The organism is Flaviaestuariibacter flavus (assembly GCF_004337505.1).
In the GTDB taxonomy this organism is placed as follows: Bacteria; Bacteroidota; Bacteroidia; order Chitinophagales; family Chitinophagaceae; genus Flavisolibacter; species Flavisolibacter flavus.
The window spans coordinates 465,949-486,787 of sequence record NZ_SJZI01000008.1; the positions used below are offsets into that span (position 1 = coordinate 465,949).

The window sequence follows — 20,839 nt, forward strand, 5'->3', positions numbered from 1 at the left end:
TGCACTTCAAAGCAAAGAGCGGATGCCTATGGCATCCGCTCTTTGTATTAGTAGCACCGAACAGAAAACTTGTTGAAACAATAGTAAACTATCCGGGAGTCACCCCTCCCCCTCCCGGAGAGTGGCCGGGGGTGGGGTCTAATTCATCTTCTTCTTCAGCACACTCACCTGCTGCTGCAGGTTGGTCACCAGCGACGCGATCTGGTTGACGTCCCAGCGCTGCTGCTGGTTGGCACGCGCGATAATCATCTGGGCCTGCCATACTTCCACGATATCTTCCGCCGAAAGCGTATAGGGCTGGTAGGCAGGGTTATCGGAGATCATGGTATACTTGTTCTTGGAGCGGTTGTTCTTGGCCATGCGCTTGTATACGATGCCTTCGCTCTTCGAAACCACGATATAGGTCTGGTTGGTCTTGATATCCTCGAGGCTTTCCACCTTCTCGCCAACGATCACCGAGCCGCTGGTGGTGGGCATCATGGAGTCGCCCACGATCTCGAAGGCGCGGTAGTCGCCGCCGGCAAGCATCGGGAGGGTGAAGGTGTTGAGTTCGTCGATGAACTCGGGATCGGAGTAGCCGGCGAGGTAGCCCGCCGCGGCCTTCACCGGCACGAAGGGGATGTCGCTGCGGCCCGCGGCCAGCTTCTGGGCACGGCGGCGCGCGATATAGTTGCCCTTGGATTCGCTCAGGTCCTTGCGCAGCAGGTCGTCGAGGGATAGCTTGAAAATATCGGCCACGATCTCGAGCACGTCGATACGCGGGTCGGCGCGCTCTTCTTCGTATGCGCCCAACAGGGAGCGCTTGATCCGGAGCTTATTGGCGAATTCTTCCTGCGTCCATCCCCGCAGCTTGCGGAGGTACTTGATGTTTTTGCTGGAGAGGCCCATGGCACTAACTTATTTAGCCGCAAAATACTAATTTATTTAGAACCGCAAACTCTTCTTTGCAAGGCATGAAAAATGCAGGAGTTTTGGCACACGAAAAGCATTACGAATGACTGACGAGAAGAAGGAGCCGGTGATCCTGGTAACGAACGACGACGGTGTCACTGCGCCGGGGATCCAAAACCTGGTGGAAGCCATCCGGGACCTGGGGAAAGTAGTGGTGGTGGCGCCCGACAAGCCGCAGAGCGGCATGGGCCATGCCATTACCATCGGGGTTCCGCTGCGCCTGCACCGTGTGCATTATTTCGGCGATATCGAAGCCTACCAGTGCACCGGCACGCCGGTGGATTGCGTGAAACTGGCGGTAGACAAGGTGCTGCACCACAAGCCCGACATCTGCATCTCGGGTATCAACCACGGCGCCAACCACAGCATCAACGTTATTTATTCCGGCACGATGTCGGCCGCCGTGGAAGCAGCCATCGAAAGCATCCCCGCCGTTGGCTTCTCGCTGCTCGACTACAGCCTGGAGGCCGACTTTACCGCCGCGCGGCGCTACGTACGCCAGATCGTGGAGCAGATGCTCCAGGCGCCGCCTGACAAGCACACCGTGCTCAACGTCAACTTTCCCATCGCAACACCCGAAGAGATCCGGGGGATCAAGCTTTGCCGGCAGGCCTATGCCAAATACGAGGAGGACTTCCTGGAGCGTACCGACCCCCACGGCCGTAAATACTACTGGCTTACCGGTGAGTTTATTAACTTCGATGAAGGCACCGACACCGACGTGTGGGCGCTGGCCAACAATTATGTGAGCGTGGTGCCCGTTCAGTTCGACCTAACCCACTACAAACAAAAGCAACAACTTGAAAGCAGCTGGAACATTTTTTCTTAAGCGCGACGACCTGAAGCTGGGTCTCCTCCTCGGCATGCTGGTGCCCCTCCTCATCTTCCTCGCCATCTACCTCGTGCGGTTCCGCGAAAGCTACCCGACCCTCGGAGAGTTTTTCTCCCTGTTCGCCGCCCAGAAGCGGCTCCTTACCTTTTTCGGTGCCTGGTGCCTGGTGGGCAATATCGCGCTCTTCACCCTCTACGTTAACACCGACCGCGACCGCACCGCCCGCGGCATTTTTATCGTATCGCTGGTTTATGGTATCGGGGTGCTGCTCGCGAAAGCGGTCTTGTAGTGTGCTAATGTGCTAGTGCTGGTCTGCAAGAACGAGCAAAGGACATATAGTAGAGCCGCTCCCTCCGGGCGGCTTTACCATGATCACCCAAACGGCATCAGCCACCAGCAAACAAACCAGCCAGCAAACCAGCGCAGGAGCAGACTACCCCACCAGCACACTATCTTCGTTCTATGAAGTACTACCTCATCGCCGGCGAAGCCTCGGGCGACCTCCAAGGCAGCAACCTGGTAAAGGAGTTGCGCCGCCGCGATGCGGAGGCCGATATCCGCTGCTGGGGCGGCGACCTGATGGAAGGCGCCGGCGCCACGCTGGTGAAGCACTACCGCGACCTCGCCTTCATGGGCTTTGTAGAAGTACTGATGAACCTGCGCACCATCCTGCGCAACCTCGATTTCTGCAAGCAGGATATCACCGCCTTTGCACCCGATGTGCTTGTACTCATCGATTACCCCGGCTTCAACCTACGCGTGGCTGAATGGGCGAAGCAGCAGGGTATCCGCGTGGTTTACTATATCTCGCCGCAGGTATGGGCCTGGAAGGAAAGCCGCGTGAAGAAGATCCGCCAGGTGGTAGACAAGATGCTGGTGATCCTCCCCTTCGAAAAAGGATGGTACCGCGACCGCTGGCAATTCAACGTGGAGTTTGTGGGCCACCCGCTGACGCAGGTTGTCAACGAGTTCCTGGAAGGATTCAGGCCGGAAGTAGAATACCTCAAGCCGGTCATAGCGCTCCTGCCCGGAAGCCGGAAGCAGGAAGTAGCCGTTAAGCTGCCGGTAATGCTGGAAGCGGCGAAGGCTTTCCCGGACTACCAGTTCGTGGTGGCGAAGGCGGCCTCGCTCGACGAAGCTTTTTACCAGGACCTGCTGAAAGCTTATCCCGGCGTGCTTTCCGTGCACAACGAGACCTACGCCCTGCTGGCGCAGGCAACAGCGGCGCTGGTAACCTCGGGTACAGCCACGCTGGAGACTGCACTTTTCGGCGTACCGCAGGTGGTCTGTTATAAAGGATCGAATATCTCCTACCAGATCGCAAAGCGCCTGGTCAGGATCAAATACATTTCGCTGGTGAACCTCATCATGGATAAACCTGTGGTGACTGAGCTCATCCAGGGCGAATGCAATCCCGCAAACGTAAAACGGGAGCTGGGTGCCATCCTCAACGATCCGGCGCGGCTCGCGCAGATAAAAGATGACTATTACGAACTGAAGCAACTGCTGCAGCAGGGCGGGAATGCCTCGGCCAAGGCGGCGGAGGCGGTGCTTGAAGTGGCGAAAGGGAAAGAACGCTGATCCCGCAAGCGGGATACACGAATTGGTCATGATTTTTTATGATTGACTGGCGCCGGCATGGTTCGGCAAGCTCACCATGACATCGTCAGCCTGAGCGTAGTCGAAGGCTGCGTTAATCATAAGGATCATAAACATCTGCGTTCGTTCGCTTACCGCAGCAGCTTAAACGCCAGTATCACCAGGCAGATCAGGAAAACAATGATCGAGATCCGGTTGATACCGTGCATATAGCGCACCCATTTCGAGTCGGGCCGGTCCGGATCCGGCTTACGCAGGTAAAGATATTCTGCCAGTTGACGAAGAACGCCCATAGAGACGATGTGTGATGTTTGATGTCGGATGTCTGATTTAAAAGCCGCAACTCTATTGCCAAAAATCAGGGGGCCGGCGTGATCCGAGATTCGTCGCCGCGGCCGCGCAGGTTATTGCTTTCCGGCGAGGGCGAAGGCGGGTACTTCGGTACCGGCTTGCGCTTAATCTTCGTTTTCTTCTTGGGTTCGCCCGCGGGGTGCCGGGCACCAAAGAACGGTAACTGCCATTGGGTAAAAAATCGCTTCATAGGTGGCCGTTTAATTGCCTTTTAGATAGATGGTGGAACAGCAAGTTAAACGGGTGCACTGATAAAAAAAATAAAAAATAGCCGGTTCGCCCCTCCATTTCAGGGAAGGTAGGGATAACCCGTATCCCCGAGCCTGCGAAGCTGCTCCGACAGCAGCTCTTCGGGCGAGCGCAGGGCATTGTAGCGGATCCGGAGCGAAGCGGCATAGCCGTCCAGGTCGGGAAAAAGCGAGGCCCGGTGCAGGTTCATTCGCTGCAGCTCGCGCAAAACTTCCTTCTGCAGGGCCGCCGGCGATTCGATCTTGAGCACCGCCCGCGGCATCTCCGCACCCAGGAATTGCAGCTGCTCCATAAAAGGCAGGTCCGACCTGCCGGTGCTCACAAAGGTCGACTGCTGGAGCGAATAGCGGCGGTTCATCCGGAAAGGCTCTACCGGGAATACCAGCGCGTGCTTGTTGTCATAAAAGATCTTTTCGAATAGCCGCTCGTGGATGAACTTCTGCCCGTCGCCGAGCTCATCGGGGTACAAACGGCTCAGCTCTTCAGTGGCCCGCGCCTTCAGGTAGTTGATGTTGATGGCCCAGACAGAAATGGCACCGCCTGCCAGCGGGTCGCAGATCTCATAGGCGAAATAAGCCGCGATGAAGGGCGACTTGGTAAAGTCGAGCAGCCGCGTGGGGGCACCGTGGTGCTGCATCAGCGCCAGCCACTCGATGAGGTGCTCGGGGATCTGGTCGCGGGAGAGGTAGTTGCGGGCGCCGCGCTGGAACTCGGCCAGGAAGTCGGCTTCCACATGACTATGGAGCCCGATGAAATCGGTGCGCTCAATGGCATTTTGCAGCGCCCACCCGGCAAAAGCCTGCCCCCGGAAAACCCAGCTCTCCGAGAGCTCGTCCATGAAGGCGCGGAAGTCAGTCCAGTCGTCGAGCCGCACAGTGGTAAACAACGATTCCATAACCACCTTTCTAAAAATCTTACGCCACCGTTACCTGGACGGTGCCCACGGCTGCACCGCACTACAACTCCTGCCCTGCCAGCCGGCCCAGCGTGCGCAGTGTCGCTTCCATCTTGTCGTTCCAGGTATGCCCGTAACTGAGGCGCATGCAGTTGTGGTACTGATCCTGCAGGGTGAACATCCTTCCCGGCGCGATCGAGATCTTCTGCTTCAGCGCCGACTCGTAAAGCGACGACACGTGGATCCGCTTGTCGAGCTCGATCCACAGCACAAAGCCTCCCTGCGGGCGGCTCACATGGGTGCCTTCGGGAAAGTATTCGCTGATGGCGCGGATGAACTGGAACGAGTTGGCCTGCAGGGTTTGCCGCAGGCGGCGCAGGTGTGTTTCATAACGGCCGTTCTCGAGGAAATTGGCGATCACCTCCTGGGTGATGGTGGTGGAGGAAATGGAGTGCCACATCTTGAGCTTGATGATCTTTTCGCGAAAGCGCCCCGGCGCCACCCAGCCCACGCGGTAACCGGGCGCCAGCGTCTTGGACACCGACCCGCACCAGAGCACGTTGCCGCTCTCGTCGAAGGTCTTGCAGCTCTTCGGCCGCGAAGGACCGAAATACACATCGCCGTAAAGGTCGTCCTCGATCAGCGGCACGCCATAATGATCAAGCAGACGCACCACTTCTCTTTTGTGCGCATCCGGCATACAGGAGCCGAGCGGGTTGTTGAAGTTGGATACGAGCAGGCACACCTGCACCTTGCCCGCCTTCACCAGCTTCGTGAGCGCTTCGATGTCGATACCCGTTTGCGGGTGTGTGGGCAGCTCGATCACCTTGAGACCCAGCGAGCGCGCCAGCTGCAGGATGCCGAAATACACAGGGCTTTCCACCGCGATGGTGTCGCCGGCGCTTGCCACCGCCATCAGCGAAAAGGAGAGCGCATTCATACAGCCAGCCGTCGTCACGATATCATCCTCGCTAAGCCGCCCCTGCCAGGTAATGGCCCAGCGGGCCACCTGCCGCCGCAGCTTGCGGTTGCCCTGCACATCATCATAGCCGGTGCCGCTGCCCGGCAGCTCGCGCATCGCCTGGACCAGCGCTTTGTTGAGCCGCGGGATCGGCAGCAGGTCGTTGGCCGGAACACCGAGCGACAGCATCGTGCCGTTCTTCGAGCTCATATAGTTGTACACCTTGCGGATGATCTCGTCGGGCTCGTTGGCTTCCGTCCAGGCCGCCGGCTGCGTCACGGGCGGCACGGGCGCCATGCGGCGATGCCAGTAGCTGACGTAGTAGCCCGACTGCGGCCGTGATTCGATCAGCGCTTTCTTTTCCAGCTCCAGGTAAGCCTGCAGCACCGTACTCATACTAATACCCTGCTCGCGGCAGAGCGTACGTACCGAGGGCAGGCGGTCGCCTACCTTGAGCACGCCGTTGTGGATCTGCTCCTCGATGCTGCGGGCCAGCTGCAAATAGATGTGTTCGGGGCGGGAGGCTTTGACTAGGGGCATACGCGTTGATTGATGCGGGCGAGAGAAAGGCCGCAGATCTTTTATGATTGTCATGATCAGCGCAGCCTTCGACTACGCTCAGGCTGACAAGGTCATGGTGAACTTGCCGAACCATGCGTGCGTGAGCAATCATAAAAAATCATGACCAATCCGCGTATCCCGCTTGCGGGATCAGCGTTCCTTCTCTCACCAACTGTTCCGGTCAAAAATACCTTTTTTGTATCTGTACCGACCGCCATCCTTTTGTCAATTTTGATAAGCGGTCCCGGTGGGGCCGTGGTAAAAAGCAGCATATGACACCCTCACACACCGCGCCCGCGCCGCAGGCGGCCTTTGGCGGCACCGTTTCCGATCACATGCTCACCGCTGTCTGCAACCGCGGCAGCTGGAGCGATTATTCGATCGGGCCTTTCGAGCCCATCAGCCTGTCGCCTACGGCGCTTGGCCTGCACTACGGGCAAAGCATCTTTGAAGGAATGAAAGCCTTCCGCATGGTGGACGGCTCCGTTTCCATTTTCCGTATCGATCGTCACTGGCAGCGTTTTGGCCGCTCGGCGCAGCGCATGTGCATGCCCGTTATCCCGGAACAGTTGTTCACGGAAGGCCTCAAGGCACTGGTAGGGCGCGACAGCGCCTGGGTACCCGAAGCGCCCGAGGCTTCGCTGTATATCCGCCCGTTTCTTTTTGCCACCGAGGCGCGCTTTGGCGTAGCCATATCTGAAGAATACCTGTTCAACACCTTCACCGGCCCGGTGCAGCGGCTTTATGCAAAAGGACTCCGTGTGAAAGTAGAAGACCGCTATATCCGCGCGGCTCCCGGCGGTGTGGGTGCCGCCAAATGCGCCGGCAATTACGGCGGCGCGCTGTATCCCACACAACTGGCGAAAGAGGCGGGCTTCGACCAGGTGCTGTGGACCGACGGTAGCGACGAACTCAACATCGAAGAATCCGGCACCATGAATGTTGCCTTTGTCATCGGCGATACGCTGGTCACGCCGGCACTTTCCGACACCATCCTCGACGGCGTCACGCGCGACTCCTTCCTCACCATTGCCCGGGCCTGGGGCATGCCGGTGGAAGAAAGAAAGATCAGTGCCTGGGAACTGGTGGAAGCCTCCGGACGCGGTACACTCACCGAGGCATTCGGCTTCGGCACCGCGGCCGTTGTAGCACCGATCGGGCAGATCGCTGTGGGCGGAAAGGAGATCACGCTTCCGGAACTTACCGATGCCGCGTTCTGCCGGCGCGCAAAGCAATACCTCTCCGACATCCGCAGGGGCCTCGCGGAGGACCTGTACGGATGGAATACGATTATCCAAGGATAACGGGTATCGTTTGCTCCGGCATAAAAAAGCCCCGACGGTAGCGTCGGGGCTTTTGTTTTATTCATGGATTACAACTCGTCCGGCACGTTGGGATCGCGCACCGGCTTGAAGCGTGAGAGCAGGATCATGACCACGCCGAAAACAAAGAACAGCAGGCCACACCAGTGGTTGATTGCCTGGCGATCGACGAAACTATATACAAAAAGCATCAGCCCGGTGATGGTGAAAAAAGCGCCGATGACGAAGCGGAGATCAAATAAGTTATTCATGGCTTAAAAGAAGATTACGTTGAGAATCAGGGTTACGATGAGCACGGCGATGCCCAGCCACAGCGGGTTCTTGTACCAGCGCTTGGCCACATCGGTTTGCTTCGGGGTAAGGCTGTAAACGAGCCCGCGGAGCTCTTCGTCGGGACGGGCGCGGCCGGCAAGACTTACCAGTGCCGTTACCAGCAGGCACACCACGAAGGCGATCCAGGCGATGTTGAACGCCTGCGAGGTACCCGAATAGAAGGTGTGCATATTGCCGATCCAGCCACCCTTTCCTTCGGCGACGGTCAGCCCGTGGGTCAGGGCCGCTGCGCCGGTGCCGGCCAGAAGGCCCCAGAAGGCGCCGTTGCCCGTGGTGCGCCTCCAGAACATACCCAGGAAGAAGGTTGCAAAAAGCGGCGCGTTCACAAAAGAAAACACCAGCTGCAGCAGGTCCATGATCGAGTTGAAACCTTTTGCCACGTAGGCTGTCATCACGGACAGCAGGATGCCCACCACCGTCGTGGCCTTGCCCACCATGAGGTAATGCTGCTCGGAAGCGTTCTTCCGGATATGCGACTGGTAGATATCAAAAGTCCAGACGGTATTGAATGCCGTAACGTTCCCGGCCATGCCGCTCATAAACGATGCGATAAGCGCGGTGATGCCTACGCCGAGGATGCCGCTGGGATACAGTTTTGAAAGCAGTAACGGTAGCGTCATATTGTAGTCGGTATCACCCGAAGCATTCTTTGGCAGGTCGAAGCCGACGCCGGTCTTCTGCAGGGCGAGCAGGATGATACCGGGCAGGATCACTACGGCGGGCATCATGATCTTGGGCACGGCCGCGATGATGGGCGTGCGGCGCGCTTCGTTGAGGTTGCGCGAGATCATGGCGCGCTGCACCACCAGGAAGTCGGTACACCAGTAGCCGAAGGCAAGCACGAAGCCGAGGCCGAACACCATCGAGAAGGCATCCACGCCCATCGGGTTGGTGGACGCAGAGCCCATCCCCTTCCAGAGGTGCAGCTTGGCATCGTCTACATGACGCACGATGCCTTCCCAGCCCCCTGCCTGCTGCATGCCGATATACACCAGCGGCGCAATGCCCAGCACGATCAGGAAAAACTGGAGCACCTCGTTATACACGGCACTCGTAAGGCCGCCGAGATAGGTGTAGGCCAGTACAATGCCCGCCGCGATCCAGATGGAGAAGTTGAAATCCCACCCGAGGATGGTCTGCATCAGGATGGCCAGCGCATACAGGGAAACACCCGAAGAGAACACCGTCATCACCGCGAAGGTGACGGCATTGAAGGTGCGCGTCTTTTCATCGAAGCGCAGCTTGAGGTATTCCGGAACGGAACGGGCGCGGCTTCCGTAATAGAAGGGCATCATGTAAATACCGAGGAATACCATCGCGAAGGCGGCACCCAGCCAGTAAAAGTGCGTTGTGTACAGACCATACTTGGCGCCGTTGGCCGCCATGCCCAGCACTTCCTGGGCGCCGAGGTTGGCCGAGATAAATGCCAGCGAAGTGATCCAGAGCGGGATGGAGCGGTTCGACATGAGAAAATCGTTACCGGTCTTCACCCGCTTTTTGAGCAGGAAGCCGATGCCGATTACAAACAGGAAATACAATGCGATAATGGCGTAGTCGATCGGACGAAGCTGAAGATTCATATACAGGTTTTCGGTTGTGGGTTTTGTTTATTTAAGATAGCGATCGCGGATGATATCATATTGCCGCAGGAAAGGCGTTGGCTTGCCGTTGCGGTCGAACACGGCCTCCCAGGTATTAAGCGGCTCCCAGATGAAGGTGCCCACCCCGCGGCCGTCGGGCAGGTTGAACGTAATATCGGCCACCTCCTGCTTAAGCTGTGAATATTCCACTACTACCACATCGCGCCCGAAGCGCTTTGCCAGCGCGCCCATATTGTTGCGCAGGTCGTCGGGGGTACCATGCCACTTCGGGTAGTACGATTCACCGATGATGTCGAAGGGTACACCCCGCTGCAGCATTGCGTCGATAAACGCAGCCGACTCATCCTGCTGGCCACCAAGGGCCACGTGCAGCATCAGCAGTGCGCTCGGTGATACTTCGCGCACCGCGCGGTTGGCTGCCACCAGCAATTGTGCGAGGCTGTCGAGGTGCTGCACATTTCCTTCGGGCCATACGATGCCGTGGTTGATCTCGTTGCCGCACTGCACCATATCGGGCTCGGTTCCCTGCGCCTTCAGCGCCAGCAGTGCGCGGCGGGTAAAGGCATAGGCGGAATCGCGCAGCGCCGGGAAGGGCAGCCCTTTCCAGGCCCGCGGCTTGTATTGCTTTCCCGGGTCGGCCCAGTAGTCGCTGTAGTGAAAATCCAGCAGCAGCTTCATGCCGGCGGCTTTCGCGCGTTTTGCCATCTGTAGCGTGTGCGGCAGGTCGCACCAGCCTTTGCCGGGCGCGTAGCCGCTATCGGCCGCGGGATCGTTGAACAGGCGCAGCCGGATGTAGTTGATGCCATGGTCCTTGAGGATGGCGATTGCGTCCTGCTCCTTGCCCTTGTCGGAGAAGCGAACACCCCGCGCTTCGAGTTGCGGCAGGAATGAAATATCGGCACCCAGCATGCGGCCCGAGGCGCGGCGCGGCGCGTAGGCCGCGGGCTTCCCTTTCGGCTCCTGCCCGGGGCGGATACTGATGATATCGGTGCCGCCGTTCCAGAGGCCATCCGAAGTGGCAAGAAAACCGATAAAGGAAGGCGTCTTGCCACCCTGTACGATCACTTGTGCTTTACCATTGAAAAGACGGCGCGTGGCTACCGTGTCGTTGTACCGGTCCTGCTCATGTGAGCTCGGGTCGCCGTTGCCCACGCCGATGATGCGGGCGTCTCCGCGCACCGCGAAGCGGATAAGGTTTTGTGCATCGGGCACTTCGCGGCCAAGGCTATCCACCGCGCTGATATTGATCACCGTCACATCGCGGCCGTCGGCAAGAATGGTTGTCTTGTAAGGCGTCACCACGATCTCGCGCGCGGGGCCGCTGGTTTCCACCCTCGCTGTCAGCTTCCGGCCGTAACGGTAGCCGATGGCTTCCAGCCGTCCCGCGGCATAGGGCACACTCCAGTTGAGGTGGCGGTCGCGCGGCATGTCTTTTTTGCCCAGGCTGCGGCCATTCAGGAACAGCTCCACGTTGTCCGCGTTGCTGTTGACCCATACCTCAATGGCTTGCCCTTCCTTGCCGGGCCAGTTCCAATGGGGCGACAGGTGCAGCACATCCTGGTTGCTCCACCAGCTTTTATAGTAGTAATAAATGTTCTTGGGGAAGCCGCATACGTCCATCACACCAAAATGCGAGGAGATATTCGGCCATTGATACGGTGTTGGTTCACCGCGGTAGTCGAAGCCGGTCCAGATAAAGCCACCCATCCAGAAGGGGTTCTGCGCCGCCAGGGTCCACCAGGTTTCGGCGGTAGACGCCCACCACGGCGCGGTGATGTCCTGGTCGGGGAGGTAAGCGCGGATGCTGTCTTTTTCATAGATGCCGCGTGTGGTGACGGTGCTGCCCATCTCGGTTCCGACAAGCGGCTGCGCCGGATGATCGCGGTGGTAGTCGGCCACGCCGAACTGCCGGTAGTTGAATCCACGCACCGGGATCACCTCGTTGACGCCCGCAAACACATTGGCCACGTCAGCGGCATAGGTGCTGGAGCGGGAAGGATCCAGTTGTTTTTGCAGGGCCAGCAGGCTTTGCGCGATGCGGCGCCCGGAGGGCTGCGTCTGGATCCAGCCTTCCTCGTTGCCGATCGACCAGAGGAAAACCGAAGGATGGTTGCGGTCTCTCTTTATAAGCCGCGTGAACTGTCCCGTGTACTCGGGCGAGGAGTTGAGCAGGCGTTGCTCATCAAGCACCAGCATGCCGAGGCTGTCGCAGGCATCGAGCAGCTCCGGGTTAGGCGCGCCATGGCTCGTGCGGTAGGCGTTGGCGCCCATTTCCTTCAGCAAACGCACGCGGTAGTAATGCATATAGTCCGGCAGCGCCGTACCAACACCGGCATGATCGGGGTGATTATTGGTACCCTTGATCTTCAGGTGACGGCCATTCAGGAAAAAGCCCTGCTGCCCGTCGAAGCGGAGCGTGCGGAAGCCGGCGCGGACCGTGCTGCTGTCGATAGTGCGGACACCCTGGCGCAGCACCGTTGTGAGACGGTATAAATACGGGTCGTCTACATCCCAGAGATGAACGTTTTTAACGCCCAGTTGCTGCCGCAGACTTTGCTTGTCCCGTTGTGCGACAGCAACCGGCGCCCGCGCACCGCGGGCCACCACGCGGCCTTCCCGGTCGGTGATCCAGCTTTCTACCGTGACCTTTTCCGGGGTGAAACCATCGTTGCGCACTTCCAGGTCAACGGAAAGCGTTGCATCGCTTCCCGACACCGAGCCACGGGCAAAAAGACCGTCCGCGGGCAGGTGTACATTGTGGTGCCGGTTGAGCCACACATGGCGGTAGATGCCGGCGCCTTCATAAAACCAGCCTTCGTATTGGGTGGCATCCACCCGCACCGTGATGGTATTGGGCCGGTCGTAGTGCAGGTAGTCGGTCACGTCGTATTGCACCCCGAGGTAGCCACTTTCGTTGCGGCCCAGGTAAAAGCCGTTGACCCAGAACTGCACGTTGCGGAAAACGCCATCGAACTGCAACTCGTATCGGGCACCAGAATCGCTCCGCGGCACCACGAAATTCTTTCGGTACCAGCCGATGCTTGTCTCGGGGAAGAGGCCACTTACGGGCTTGTAGCCGTGCGACTGCACATCGAAATTATTGACGTTGACAAAAGGCAACTCCACGGCCCAATCGTGCGGCAGCGAAAGCCGGCGCCAGGCGCTGTCATTGAACCGGGCATCGAGCGGTGTGCCTTCGGTTTTACCCGACTTGGCAAACAGCGCCGGGATACCGTAGTTGAAGTCTTTTGCCGGGTCGCCTGCATGACCGAAGGCGAAACGCCAGTCTTCGTCGAGAAGCGTTTTCTGCCGCTGTGCCTGGCAAAAGGCAGGTAGCAGCAGCACCGCTGCGAGACGGCAGAAAATGGATTTACCGGTATAAACGCGCATATTGTACTTCTACGGTTAGGGGCGTGGGACTTGCCGCCACGCTTTCAAATGAAAATTGAATCTTGTCGATATGCTCCGGACGCAGTTGCGCTGCCGCTGCCGAGCGGAACCAAAGGGGCTGGAATCCCGGGTAGGGACGCGGCAGCAGCAGGGTTTCCTCTGGCCGGAAATAGCCGAGCGGGAAGCGCTGCTCGGAATATTTGGTTCCCACCGGGATCCGCGCAACAAAGCTCCGCCCCCATATATCCACGATGGCTACCCGCAGGTTCGCGGTCCCTTCCGAACGTGCCAGCACCGCAATTGACGCGTTAAGAGAATCACCGGGATCAAGGGCATTCATGCGGTCGCCGCAGGATACCTGCCAGCCCACGGTGCTCCCCGCTTTGACTTCATTCATCGTGGCGCGCAGCAGCAGTGCATCGCCGCCCGGGGCATAGGTGTAGCCGATCGAGGAATTCCGCCAGTCGCTGATCCAGGGCGTCAGCCGGTCGCGGTCGCGCGCGGCATCGAAAAGCACGAGCGGTGCGCCGGGCGGCAGCACCCGCACCGCGTAACGGTCTTCGTTCACATAATCCCACGCATAAGGATACCCCTTGATGCCGGCGGGATACACAAGCCACTCATCGCCCTGCTGCACGAGGATGCGGTATTCCAGCAGGCCGGCTTCCAGCATTTCGGAAGGCACGACGCCTTCCCACCAGCCGTCGCCGCGCCGTTGCAGCTGTATCGTTTTCCACTTGTTGAGCGAATGGCGCAGCTCCGCCGAAACCCGGGCCGCCTCGCTAAGGCCGCCCGACTGAACGCGGATCGTGAAGGGCTTACCGGCAATGACTTCGGAAGCAGGCGTGTGAAGGATATAGGGCGCGCCGGAATAGGGCGCCGGTACATAAAAAGGAACTTTGGCGGAAGCCACCGGCGCGGCACCGATCTCATAGATGCCCGGCTTTACCAGGAACCCGTCCTGGTCCGTGATGGTCACGCCGCGGTTGGCACTATCGAGGCCCGCGAGGCGAAAGCCGGCCGCGAGCCCGGGCAGCCGCAGCGTCATCCGGTTGGCGGCAAAGGCCACGCGCACGGCCTCGCGCGAAGGCGACGCCTTCCCGAAGGGGTCGCGCAGCCGCTGCGCATCGGGATATACCTCGAGCCGCCAGCGTCCCTCCCCGGTCTTATCGAGAAAATAGGCACCGCTGCCATCATAGCCGACAACGGGCGAAGAGCCGACACCCGCAATATGCTGCAGGCGCGCCGCATTGCGCGGTGCGGTTGTAGTGGTGGTGGAGTAATAGAATTCCTCCTCGCTGTTCATTTCGCTCCCGTCGTTCACACGGACGCGGAAAACATCGAAGAGCGTATCCACCGGGAAGACGCCATAGCTTTTCCCGCGCGGCAGGCGGTGGAAAGCCTTCGAAGCAATGAGCAGCGAAACCGCCTTGGACGGAGTATAAACAAGGTTGAGAAAATGCGTCTGGTATTCGGTGTTGGCAGAGGCGGTGGCAAGCGGGTCATACGCAAACTGCGTTGCCCACTGGAAGCCGGCGGTGCGGAAAGAGCGCGCCATTGCCGGGTACATGTTCGACTGGTAGACATCGCCGGCATCGAATTCATAAACCATCAGCGCGCGGTTCTTCAGCGCAGGCAAAGAGTCGAAGAACGGAATACGGTACTGGTCGACATGCGGGAGGTAATTACCCTTTTGCTCGTGGTTGGCCACGAGGCCGGTAGGATACCACTGGAAGCTGTGGCCATCCACGTGGGCGGCCAGCACGGCACCTGCATAGGAAGGCGACTCGCTGATATTATAAAATACAGGCTTTGTCCAGCCGGTGCCCCGCACCGCGGCGGCCATCCGGTTGACGTATTCGGTGGTGCGTTCGCGCGGGCCGCTGTGGTGGGGCTCGTTGTTGATCTCGAGGGCGATCACATCCGGGTCGTCGATGTAGCGCTGCTTCGTATACGGATTCACATGGCGGAGAAACTGACGCAGGTAATTCTCCTGGGCCACGAATGCTTCTTCCTTTACCACGCTGGGTCCCTTGCCGTATTTGGTGGCAAAGCCAGGCGTCTTGCCGTCGCGTTCCGGATAGCCGTTGCCCCAGAAAGCGATCGGGGTCACCAGTATTTTTATGTTTCGCTCCTTGAGGCGCAGCAACAGGTAGTCGAATAGACGGAGGTGCTCGTTTTGCAGCAGGTTGCCGGCCGAGTCGGATATCTCCACATCCCACACGTGCACGCGGAAGGCGTCGAGGCCGAGTCGCGCCATATGCGCCACATCGGCATCGATGGCTTTTTCAATATCGCGGCCGAGCGCATTGTGCGAGCGATACCCGTAAGCAAAAGGGACCGTGTAGTTAACTCCGAAAAAGGCAGCTTCCTTACCATCGCGAGTGTAGCGGAGTACGCCGCTCCGATCCACGTAAACCAGGTTTTTACTGCCTTTTTGCTGGGCTGTTGCCGGCAGCGCGGATGCGGCAAGCAGCAGTAAAAAGAAAAATCGGATCATTGCCATAATCAGTTGTTGAAAGCCTGGAGGGCAGCCGTAGGACGCCCGGAGTTATCGAATGCGCCGAGTGTGTAGCCGTTCCAGCCGCCATAGGCCTGTGGCTCCCAGTAAAGCACACCGAGGCCTTTCTTATCGGGGATACTCCTGGTTTTTAAGATGATGTCGGAAAGGAATGCCCGCGATTCGGAAGGGCTGTCCCAGGGCATACCCACCTCCACCACCATTACCTGCGTGTTATAACGGGTAATAAGATCGTTCATGTTGGCGAGCGCCTGCTGGTTAATTGACGCCCAGTTGGATGTAGTGGGATACAGGGAAAGCCCGATCACATCCCAGCGCGCGCCGTTGCTGCGCAGGCCGTCGAAAAGCCACCGGAACAGGGAATTATCCCAGCCGTTGGAAAGATGAACGATCACCTTTGTATTCGGAAAAACGCTTTTTACAGCATCATAACCGGCGTTGACCAGCTGTGCAAAACCCGCGATATTGGTGGAGGCACGGCCGGTGGGCCAGAGCATCCCGTTGTTGGTCTCATTGCCTACCTGTACCCATTCGGGTGTGATGCCGGCAGTCTTGAGAGCATCCAGTATTTCTACGGTATGTGATGTGACGGCGCTCCTGAGCCCGCCCTGATCAAGCGATGCCCACGCTGCGGGAACCGTCTGCTGCCCCGGGTCGGCCCAGGAGTCGCTGTAGTGAAAGTCGATCATTATCCGCAAGCCCAGGTTCTTCGCGCGCTGCGCCTTGGCCAGCACATCGTTCTTTCCGTTCCATCCGCCGGCCGGGTTCACCCACACGCGGAGACGAATCGCATTCATACCAAGGCTTTTCAGGAGCTCCATGCCTTCGCGGGCAGCACCCGCAGAGTCGCGGAACTGGCGTCCGGCCGCCAGCATTTCGGAGATCCAGCTTACATCGGCTCCCCTGGCAAAAGGAGTATCGTTGACAGGCGCCGGAACAACCGGCGGCGCCGGCGCCACGGATGTATTTCCGGAGTTGCCGCTTTTGCTGCAGGCCGCAAGCAGGGCAAAGACGAACCAGGCTAGTCGTTTCATTTCTTACCGGTTAGGTTTTTTTGTGACGAGTCGCGGACAACAAGCGTCGGCTCCAGTACAAGGCGCTTCGGCTTGCCGGAATAAAAGCTTTCCCGCCCGGAGAGCGCGAAGAACAGGCGCGCCGCCTCCTCTCCCATCCGCACCGTTTGCTGGTCTACGGTAGTGAGCGAGGGCGTGATAAAGGCGCCAAAAGCCTCGTTGGCAAAGCCTACCACGCCCATTTCATCCGGCACGGCGATGCCGCGCGCGCGCAGCGCCTGGAGGGCTCCGAGGGCCGTGAAGTCCTCCACACAGCAAACGGCATCGGGCCGCTTTTTCAGTTCGAGGAGCGCTTCCATGCAGGCGGCGCCGCTGTCAACCGAAACATCGCCATGCACCACCAGCGCCGGGTCGAAAGGAAGGCCGTGGTGGAGGAGCGCCTCGCGGTAGCCCTGGAGGCGGGCTGCCCAGATGGGCACGTGCGCCTGCCCCCCGATAAAGGCGATGCGCCGGTAACCCTGCACTGCCAGGTGACCCGTAGCCAGGAAGGCGCCCTTGCGATCGTCGATGGAAACCGAGGGAACCGGCAGCGTCGCGTTCACACGGTCGAACAGGACAAGCGGAATACGTTGCTTTTGAAGGGCAAGCCAGTGCGCCGGATCGGTGGTGCCCTTGGCCACCGACACCAGCACACCGTCTACCTGCGAACGGAGAAAGGTCTGCACCCCGCGCCGCTCCCAGTCTTCCGACTCGTTGCTCTGATAGATGATGATATTATAGTCCTGCTCGCTGGCCACCTTTTCGATGCCGTGTACCACGGAGCCGAAGAAGTTGATCTCCGCGCTCGGGATCATGACGCCCAGGATTCGGGTTTTGCCCAGGCGCAGCGAAGACGCCACGCGGTTGGGCTGGTAGTGGAGCGCGCGCGCCGCGCGGTGCACCGCGTCTTTGGTAGCCGCCGAAATGGCGGGATGGTTGTTGAGCGCCCGCGAAACGGTGGCCGCATTCACCTGCAGGCTTCGGGCAATGTCTTGTATGGTAGCACGACGGGGCAATGTGCAATCGATTGCATAAATGTAAGGGGAGAACGGCCGCAGGGAGAAAAAAGTTTTTCGGGGGGCGGCATGCGTGGTTAAGCTGCCAGCGTTGGCGCCTGCGTGCGAAGCGACGCGCAGCGTCATTGCGAGCGCAGCGAAGCAAGCTCCTGATTTACGCAAGGTAGTCGTAGCCAGAGTAAGTTGCGAAGTGAAAGACGCTCGGGTTGCGGTCAATCTTCAGGTCTGGGAGTTTGCTTCGCTACGCTCGCAATGCCGGCCGAAGGCCGTCGTGCCAAGCGACGCCAAGCGCCCTACCGCGCATCGCGGATTCTCGATTCACGATTGCCGATTCACGTTCAGGCCCGGTTCTTGTGTACTTGGTACACAGATCTGCCTGCTTCGTATCTTTATTCATCAACGCTTGCATTGCTATACCCTTAAAACGATCTCTCGTATGAGCAATGCTGTGCCCAACCCCGCCGAATACAATCATCCCTTCTGGGGGCCTTACCTGAGCGAACGCCAGTGGGGCACCGTGCGCGAAGACTATAGCCCGGATGGCAATGCCTGGGAATATTTCCCCTTTGAGCAATCGCATTACCGTGCTTACCTCTGGGGTGAGGACGGGCTGGCCGGTATCTCCGACCGCCTCGGGCTGCTGTGCTTCGGCGTCGCCCTCTGGAATGGCAAGGACCCTATCCTGAAAGAGCGCCTTTACGGCCTGCACAACTACGAGGGCAATCATGGCGAGGATGTAAAAGAACTTTACTATTACCTCGACAACGTGCCCGACCACTCCTACATGGAGTTTCTTTATCAATACCCGCAGGCGGAATTTCCCTACGCGCAGCTCAAGACCGAGAACGCTGCCCGCGGGCGCCGCGAGCCGGAATACGAATTGCTCGACACCGGCCTCTTCGACAACGATCGCTACTTCGACGTGCAGGTGACCTATGCGCGCGGCGAGGGCGACGAGGTGTTTGTACGCATCGACGTCTGCAACCGCGCTCCGCGTGCCGCCGACATTACGGTTTTGCCGACACTCTGGTTTTCGCAGCTGGCCCATGGGAAGGCCCAGACGCCGGTCATCACCGCGCAGGGCGCCGGCGCGGCCCGTGCCTTCCACGAGCGGATCGGCCCCTGGTATTTCTACTGCGCGCCCGGGGCGGAGCTGCTCTTTACCGACAACCGCAGCAACCTGGCCCGCCTCCGGGGTGAGACCGACTCGGAGCTCTTTACCAAAGACGCGTTTCATGACGCCGTCATCAGCGGCGAAACCCGCCTGCTGCGCGAGCGCGGCACGGGCACCAAAATGGGCGCGCTGCACCGGCTGCGCGTGCCGGCGCGCGGCACGCAATCCGTATTTATACGGATCAGCGCCACCGAGCTCGACCACCCCTTTCCGGATGGTTTCACCGAAGTGTTTGCGGCGCGCAAGCAGGCTGCCGACGCCTGGTACGAAGGGCTGCTGCCCGCCGGCACCCGTGCCGACCTGCGCAATATCTACCGGCAGGCGATCGCAGGCCTGCTGTGGAGCAAACAGTTTTACAACTTCGACGTGGAGAAGTGGCTGCAGCGCTCCGACGGTGTGACGCCGCTGGCGCCGCAGCGGGCGCAGGGGCGCAACCACGACTGGCAGCACCTGAAGAACAAGGATATCATCGCCATGCCGGATAAGTGGGAGTATCCCTGGTATGCGGCCTGGGACCTCGCTTTCCAATGCATCGCCTTTGCCGCGGTAGACGCCGCCTTCGCCAAGCAGCAGCTGCTGCTGATCATGCGCGAATGGTATATGAAACCCGACGGCCAGCTGCCCGCCTACGAGTGGAACTTCAGCGACGTGAATCCCCCGGTGCATGCCTGGGCTGCGATGGAGGTTTACCGCATCGAAAAAGTACAGAAGGGAACCGGCGACATCCTGTTCCTGAAAAAGATCTTCCAGAAGCTGCTGATCAACTTCACCTGGTGGACGAACCGCAAGGACCGCAATGGCAACAATATCTTCGAGGGCGGCTTCCTGGGCCTGGACAATATCGGTGTTTTCAACCGCTCGTTTTACGGCGAGCATATGCGCCTCGAGCAGGCCGACGGCACCAGCTGGATGGGTACCTATGCACTCAGTATGATGGACATGGCGCTCGAGATCGCGCTGCACGATCCTTCTTTTGAAGACACAGCCACCAGGTTCTTCGAGCATTTCGTGCTCATCGCCGAATCGCTCAACGAACATCACCTCTGGAACAAGGAAGACCGCTTCTTCTACGATGTGCTTTCCATTCCCGGCCAGGAGCCGATGCCCCTGCGGATCAAATCGATCGTGGGACTGACCTCGCTGTTTGCCGTGAGCACCATCGGCCGCCACAAGCTGGAAGCCCTTCCCGACTTCTGCCGCCGTACCGAATGGTTTGAGCGCTACCGGAGGAAATACAATAAGTTCTGGCCCAACGAAGAACGCGGCGACCAGCAGGAGATCCTGCTTTCACTGGTAAAAAAAGAACGGCTTGTATACCTGCTGGAGCGCCTCCTCGACGAAGCCGAATTTCTTTCACCCGGCGGCATCCGCGCGCTGTCGAAAGACCATGAGCAGCACCCCTACTCGGTGAGCATCGACGGCACGGAGTACAGCATCGCCTACGACCCCGGCGACAGCACTTCCGACATTTTCGGCGGTAATTCCAACTGGCGCGGCCCGGTGTGGATCCCGATCAATTACCTGCTGATCAAGTCGCTTCGCCGCTATGGCCGCTTTTATGGCGACAGCCTGCAGGTGGAATACCCAGCCGGCTCCGGCACGCGCATGAACCTGTGCGCCGTGGCCGACGCCCTCACAGGGCGGGTGATCAGCCTTTTCGCACGCAATGCCGACGACGAGCGCCCCGCCTATGGCAGCTACAACGCGTTTTACCAGAAACCCTCCAACCGGCAACTGTTACTTTTCTATGAATATTTTCATGGCGACAGCGGCTGCGGCCTGGGCGCCAGTCACCAGACAGGCTGGACGGCGCTGGTTGCCGAGCTGATCAAGGAAGCCGCCGGCACGGCCTCCGGTGCTGCGGCGGCGGGCTATGCGATCAACCCGGAGGGACAGCTCACCTGAATCGACTACCTTCATCCACCCAAAAACCGTTTATGAAAAAGGATAAATATGGACGGAGCTACAACCGGCCGGTCTATAGGTTCTCCCTTGTGCTGATTGTGGCGGCGCTGCTGGCCATCCTGGTTA

Annotated in this window: 16 protein-coding genes; 5 read left to right on the forward strand and 11 right to left on the reverse strand. The window is 59.3% G+C overall.

Annotation, left to right across the window (positions count from 1 at the left end):
* Positions 1 to 138: 138 nt before the first annotated feature.
* Positions 139 to 888 carry an XRE family transcriptional regulator gene (locus tag EPD60_RS06185; protein WP_131447917.1) on the reverse strand — a complete coding sequence of 250 codons (750 nt, stop codon included), beginning with the start codon at positions 886 to 888 and terminating at the stop codon, positions 139 to 141.
* A 106-nt stretch (positions 889 to 994) separates the two neighbouring features.
* On the opposite strand from EPD60_RS06185, the gene surE reads away from it, so the two are divergent.
* The 3 genes from surE (at position 995) to lpxB (ending at position 3,364) form a co-directional block, all read left to right on the forward strand.
* Positions 995 to 1,780: a 5'/3'-nucleotidase SurE gene (gene surE / locus EPD60_RS06190; RefSeq protein WP_131447919.1), complete on the forward strand. Its 786-nt coding sequence runs from the start codon at positions 995 to 997 to the stop codon at positions 1,778 to 1,780.
* A complete protein-coding gene (locus tag EPD60_RS06195) occupies positions 1,752 to 2,072 on the forward strand; it encodes a hypothetical protein (protein WP_131447921.1) in 321 nt (106 codons plus the stop codon). Before surE ends, EPD60_RS06195 begins: the two co-directional genes overlap by 29 nt.
* Before the next feature lie 173 nt (positions 2,073 to 2,245).
* Positions 2,246 to 3,364: a lipid-A-disaccharide synthase gene (gene lpxB, locus EPD60_RS06200; RefSeq protein WP_131447923.1), complete on the forward strand. Its 1,119-nt coding sequence runs from the start codon at positions 2,246 to 2,248 to the stop codon at positions 3,362 to 3,364.
* 149 nt (positions 3,365 to 3,513) lie between these two features.
* On the opposite strand, the gene EPD60_RS16870 is transcribed toward lpxB, so the two are convergent.
* From EPD60_RS16870 to EPD60_RS06215, 4 genes are all read right to left on the reverse strand, one after another.
* Positions 3,514 to 3,675, reverse strand: a complete 162-nt coding sequence (locus EPD60_RS16870; protein ID WP_165871431.1) for a DUF6728 family protein — start codon at positions 3,673 to 3,675, stop codon at positions 3,514 to 3,516.
* Positions 3,676 to 3,740: 65 nt separating this feature from the next.
* Positions 3,741 to 3,923 (reverse strand): hypothetical protein, encoded by a 183-nt coding sequence (locus tag EPD60_RS06205; protein WP_131447925.1) that lies wholly within the window; start codon positions 3,921 to 3,923, stop codon positions 3,741 to 3,743.
* Positions 3,924 to 4,022: 99 nt separating this feature from the next.
* Positions 4,023 to 4,877: an FRG domain-containing protein gene (locus EPD60_RS06210; protein ID WP_131447927.1), complete on the reverse strand. Its 855-nt coding sequence runs from the start codon at positions 4,875 to 4,877 to the stop codon at positions 4,023 to 4,025.
* Positions 4,878 to 4,938: 61 nt separating this feature from the next.
* On the reverse strand, positions 4,939 to 6,378 hold the full coding sequence (locus EPD60_RS06215) for an aminotransferase-like domain-containing protein (RefSeq protein ID WP_131447929.1): 1,440 nt from the start codon (positions 6,376 to 6,378) through the stop codon (positions 4,939 to 4,941).
* Positions 6,379 to 6,671: 293 nt separating this feature from the next.
* Here EPD60_RS06215 and EPD60_RS06220 point away from each other — a divergent pair, with 293 nt between their 5' ends.
* Positions 6,672 to 7,703, forward strand: coding sequence for a branched-chain amino acid aminotransferase (locus EPD60_RS06220; RefSeq protein WP_131447931.1), 1,032 nt, complete (start codon positions 6,672 to 6,674; stop codon positions 7,701 to 7,703).
* 68 nt (positions 7,704 to 7,771) lie between these two features.
* Here the strand turns inward: EPD60_RS06220 and EPD60_RS06225 are convergent, their stop codons facing one another.
* Genes EPD60_RS06225 through EPD60_RS06250 form a run of 6 tightly spaced genes read right to left on the reverse strand, consistent with a single transcriptional unit; the run spans position 7,772 to position 17,634 of the window.
* Positions 7,772 to 7,972 carry a hypothetical protein gene (locus EPD60_RS06225; protein ID WP_131447933.1) on the reverse strand — a complete coding sequence of 67 codons (201 nt, stop codon included), beginning with the start codon at positions 7,970 to 7,972 and terminating at the stop codon, positions 7,772 to 7,774.
* A 3-nt stretch (positions 7,973 to 7,975) separates the two neighbouring features.
* Positions 7,976 to 9,634 carry a sodium:solute symporter family protein gene (locus tag EPD60_RS06230; protein WP_131447935.1) on the reverse strand — a complete coding sequence of 553 codons (1,659 nt, stop codon included), beginning with the start codon at positions 9,632 to 9,634 and terminating at the stop codon, positions 7,976 to 7,978.
* Between the two features lie 27 nt (positions 9,635 to 9,661).
* Complete coding sequence (gene galA, locus EPD60_RS06235) at positions 9,662 to 13,045, reverse strand: beta-galactosidase GalA (protein WP_131447937.1); 3,384 nt, start codon at positions 13,043 to 13,045, stop codon at positions 9,662 to 9,664.
* A complete protein-coding gene (locus EPD60_RS06240; protein ID WP_165871432.1) occupies positions 13,026 to 15,551 on the reverse strand; it encodes a glycoside hydrolase 5 family protein in 2,526 nt (841 codons plus the stop codon). Before EPD60_RS06240 ends, galA begins: the two co-directional genes overlap by 20 nt.
* A gap of 2 nt (positions 15,552 to 15,553) precedes the next feature.
* Complete coding sequence (locus EPD60_RS06245; RefSeq protein WP_131447941.1) at positions 15,554 to 16,600, reverse strand: glycoside hydrolase family 53 protein; 1,047 nt, start codon at positions 16,598 to 16,600, stop codon at positions 15,554 to 15,556.
* Positions 16,597 to 17,634: a LacI family DNA-binding transcriptional regulator gene (locus EPD60_RS06250; RefSeq protein WP_131447943.1), complete on the reverse strand. Its 1,038-nt coding sequence runs from the start codon at positions 17,632 to 17,634 to the stop codon at positions 16,597 to 16,599. Before EPD60_RS06250 ends, EPD60_RS06245 begins: the two co-directional genes overlap by 4 nt.
* Before the next feature lie 436 nt (positions 17,635 to 18,070).
* Here EPD60_RS06250 and EPD60_RS06255 point away from each other — a divergent pair, with 436 nt between their 5' ends.
* A complete protein-coding gene (locus EPD60_RS06255; protein WP_243647774.1) occupies positions 18,071 to 20,713 on the forward strand; it encodes an MGH1-like glycoside hydrolase domain-containing protein in 2,643 nt (880 codons plus the stop codon).
* Positions 20,714 to 20,839: the final 126 nt, after the last annotated feature.

Bases quoted from the DNA above. Each gene is read 5' to 3' on its own strand.
- EPD60_RS06185 (WP_131447917.1), bottom strand. From the start codon at position 888: ATGGGCCTCTCCAGCAAAAACATCAAGTACCTCCGCAAGCTGCGGGGA.
- surE (WP_131447919.1), top strand. From the start codon at position 995: ATGACTGACGAGAAGAAGGAGCCGGTGATCCTGGTAACGAACGACGAC.
- lpxB (WP_131447923.1), top strand. From the start codon at position 2,246: ATGAAGTACTACCTCATCGCCGGCGAAGCCTCGGGCGACCTCCAAGGC.
- EPD60_RS16870 (WP_165871431.1), bottom strand. From the start codon at position 3,675: ATGGGCGTTCTTCGTCAACTGGCAGAATATCTTTACCTGCGTAAGCCG.
- EPD60_RS06205 (WP_131447925.1), bottom strand. From the start codon at position 3,923: ATGAAGCGATTTTTTACCCAATGGCAGTTACCGTTCTTTGGTGCCCGG.
- EPD60_RS06210 (WP_131447927.1), bottom strand. From the start codon at position 4,877: ATGGAATCGTTGTTTACCACTGTGCGGCTCGACGACTGGACTGACTTC.
- EPD60_RS06215 (WP_131447929.1), bottom strand. From the start codon at position 6,378: ATGCCCCTAGTCAAAGCCTCCCGCCCCGAACACATCTATTTGCAGCTG.
- EPD60_RS06220 (WP_131447931.1), top strand. From the start codon at position 6,672: ATGACACCCTCACACACCGCGCCCGCGCCGCAGGCGGCCTTTGGCGGC.
- EPD60_RS06225 (WP_131447933.1), bottom strand. From the start codon at position 7,972: ATGAATAACTTATTTGATCTCCGCTTCGTCATCGGCGCTTTTTTCACC.
- EPD60_RS06230 (WP_131447935.1), bottom strand. From the start codon at position 9,634: ATGAATCTTCAGCTTCGTCCGATCGACTACGCCATTATCGCATTGTAT.
- galA (WP_131447937.1), bottom strand. From the start codon at position 13,045: ATGCGCGTTTATACCGGTAAATCCATTTTCTGCCGTCTCGCAGCGGTG.
- EPD60_RS06240 (WP_165871432.1), bottom strand. From the start codon at position 15,551: ATGGCAATGATCCGATTTTTCTTTTTACTGCTGCTTGCCGCATCCGCG.
- EPD60_RS06245 (WP_131447941.1), bottom strand. From the start codon at position 16,600: ATGAAACGACTAGCCTGGTTCGTCTTTGCCCTGCTTGCGGCCTGCAGC.
- EPD60_RS06255 (WP_243647774.1), top strand. From the start codon at position 18,071: ATGAGCAATGCTGTGCCCAACCCCGCCGAATACAATCATCCCTTCTGG.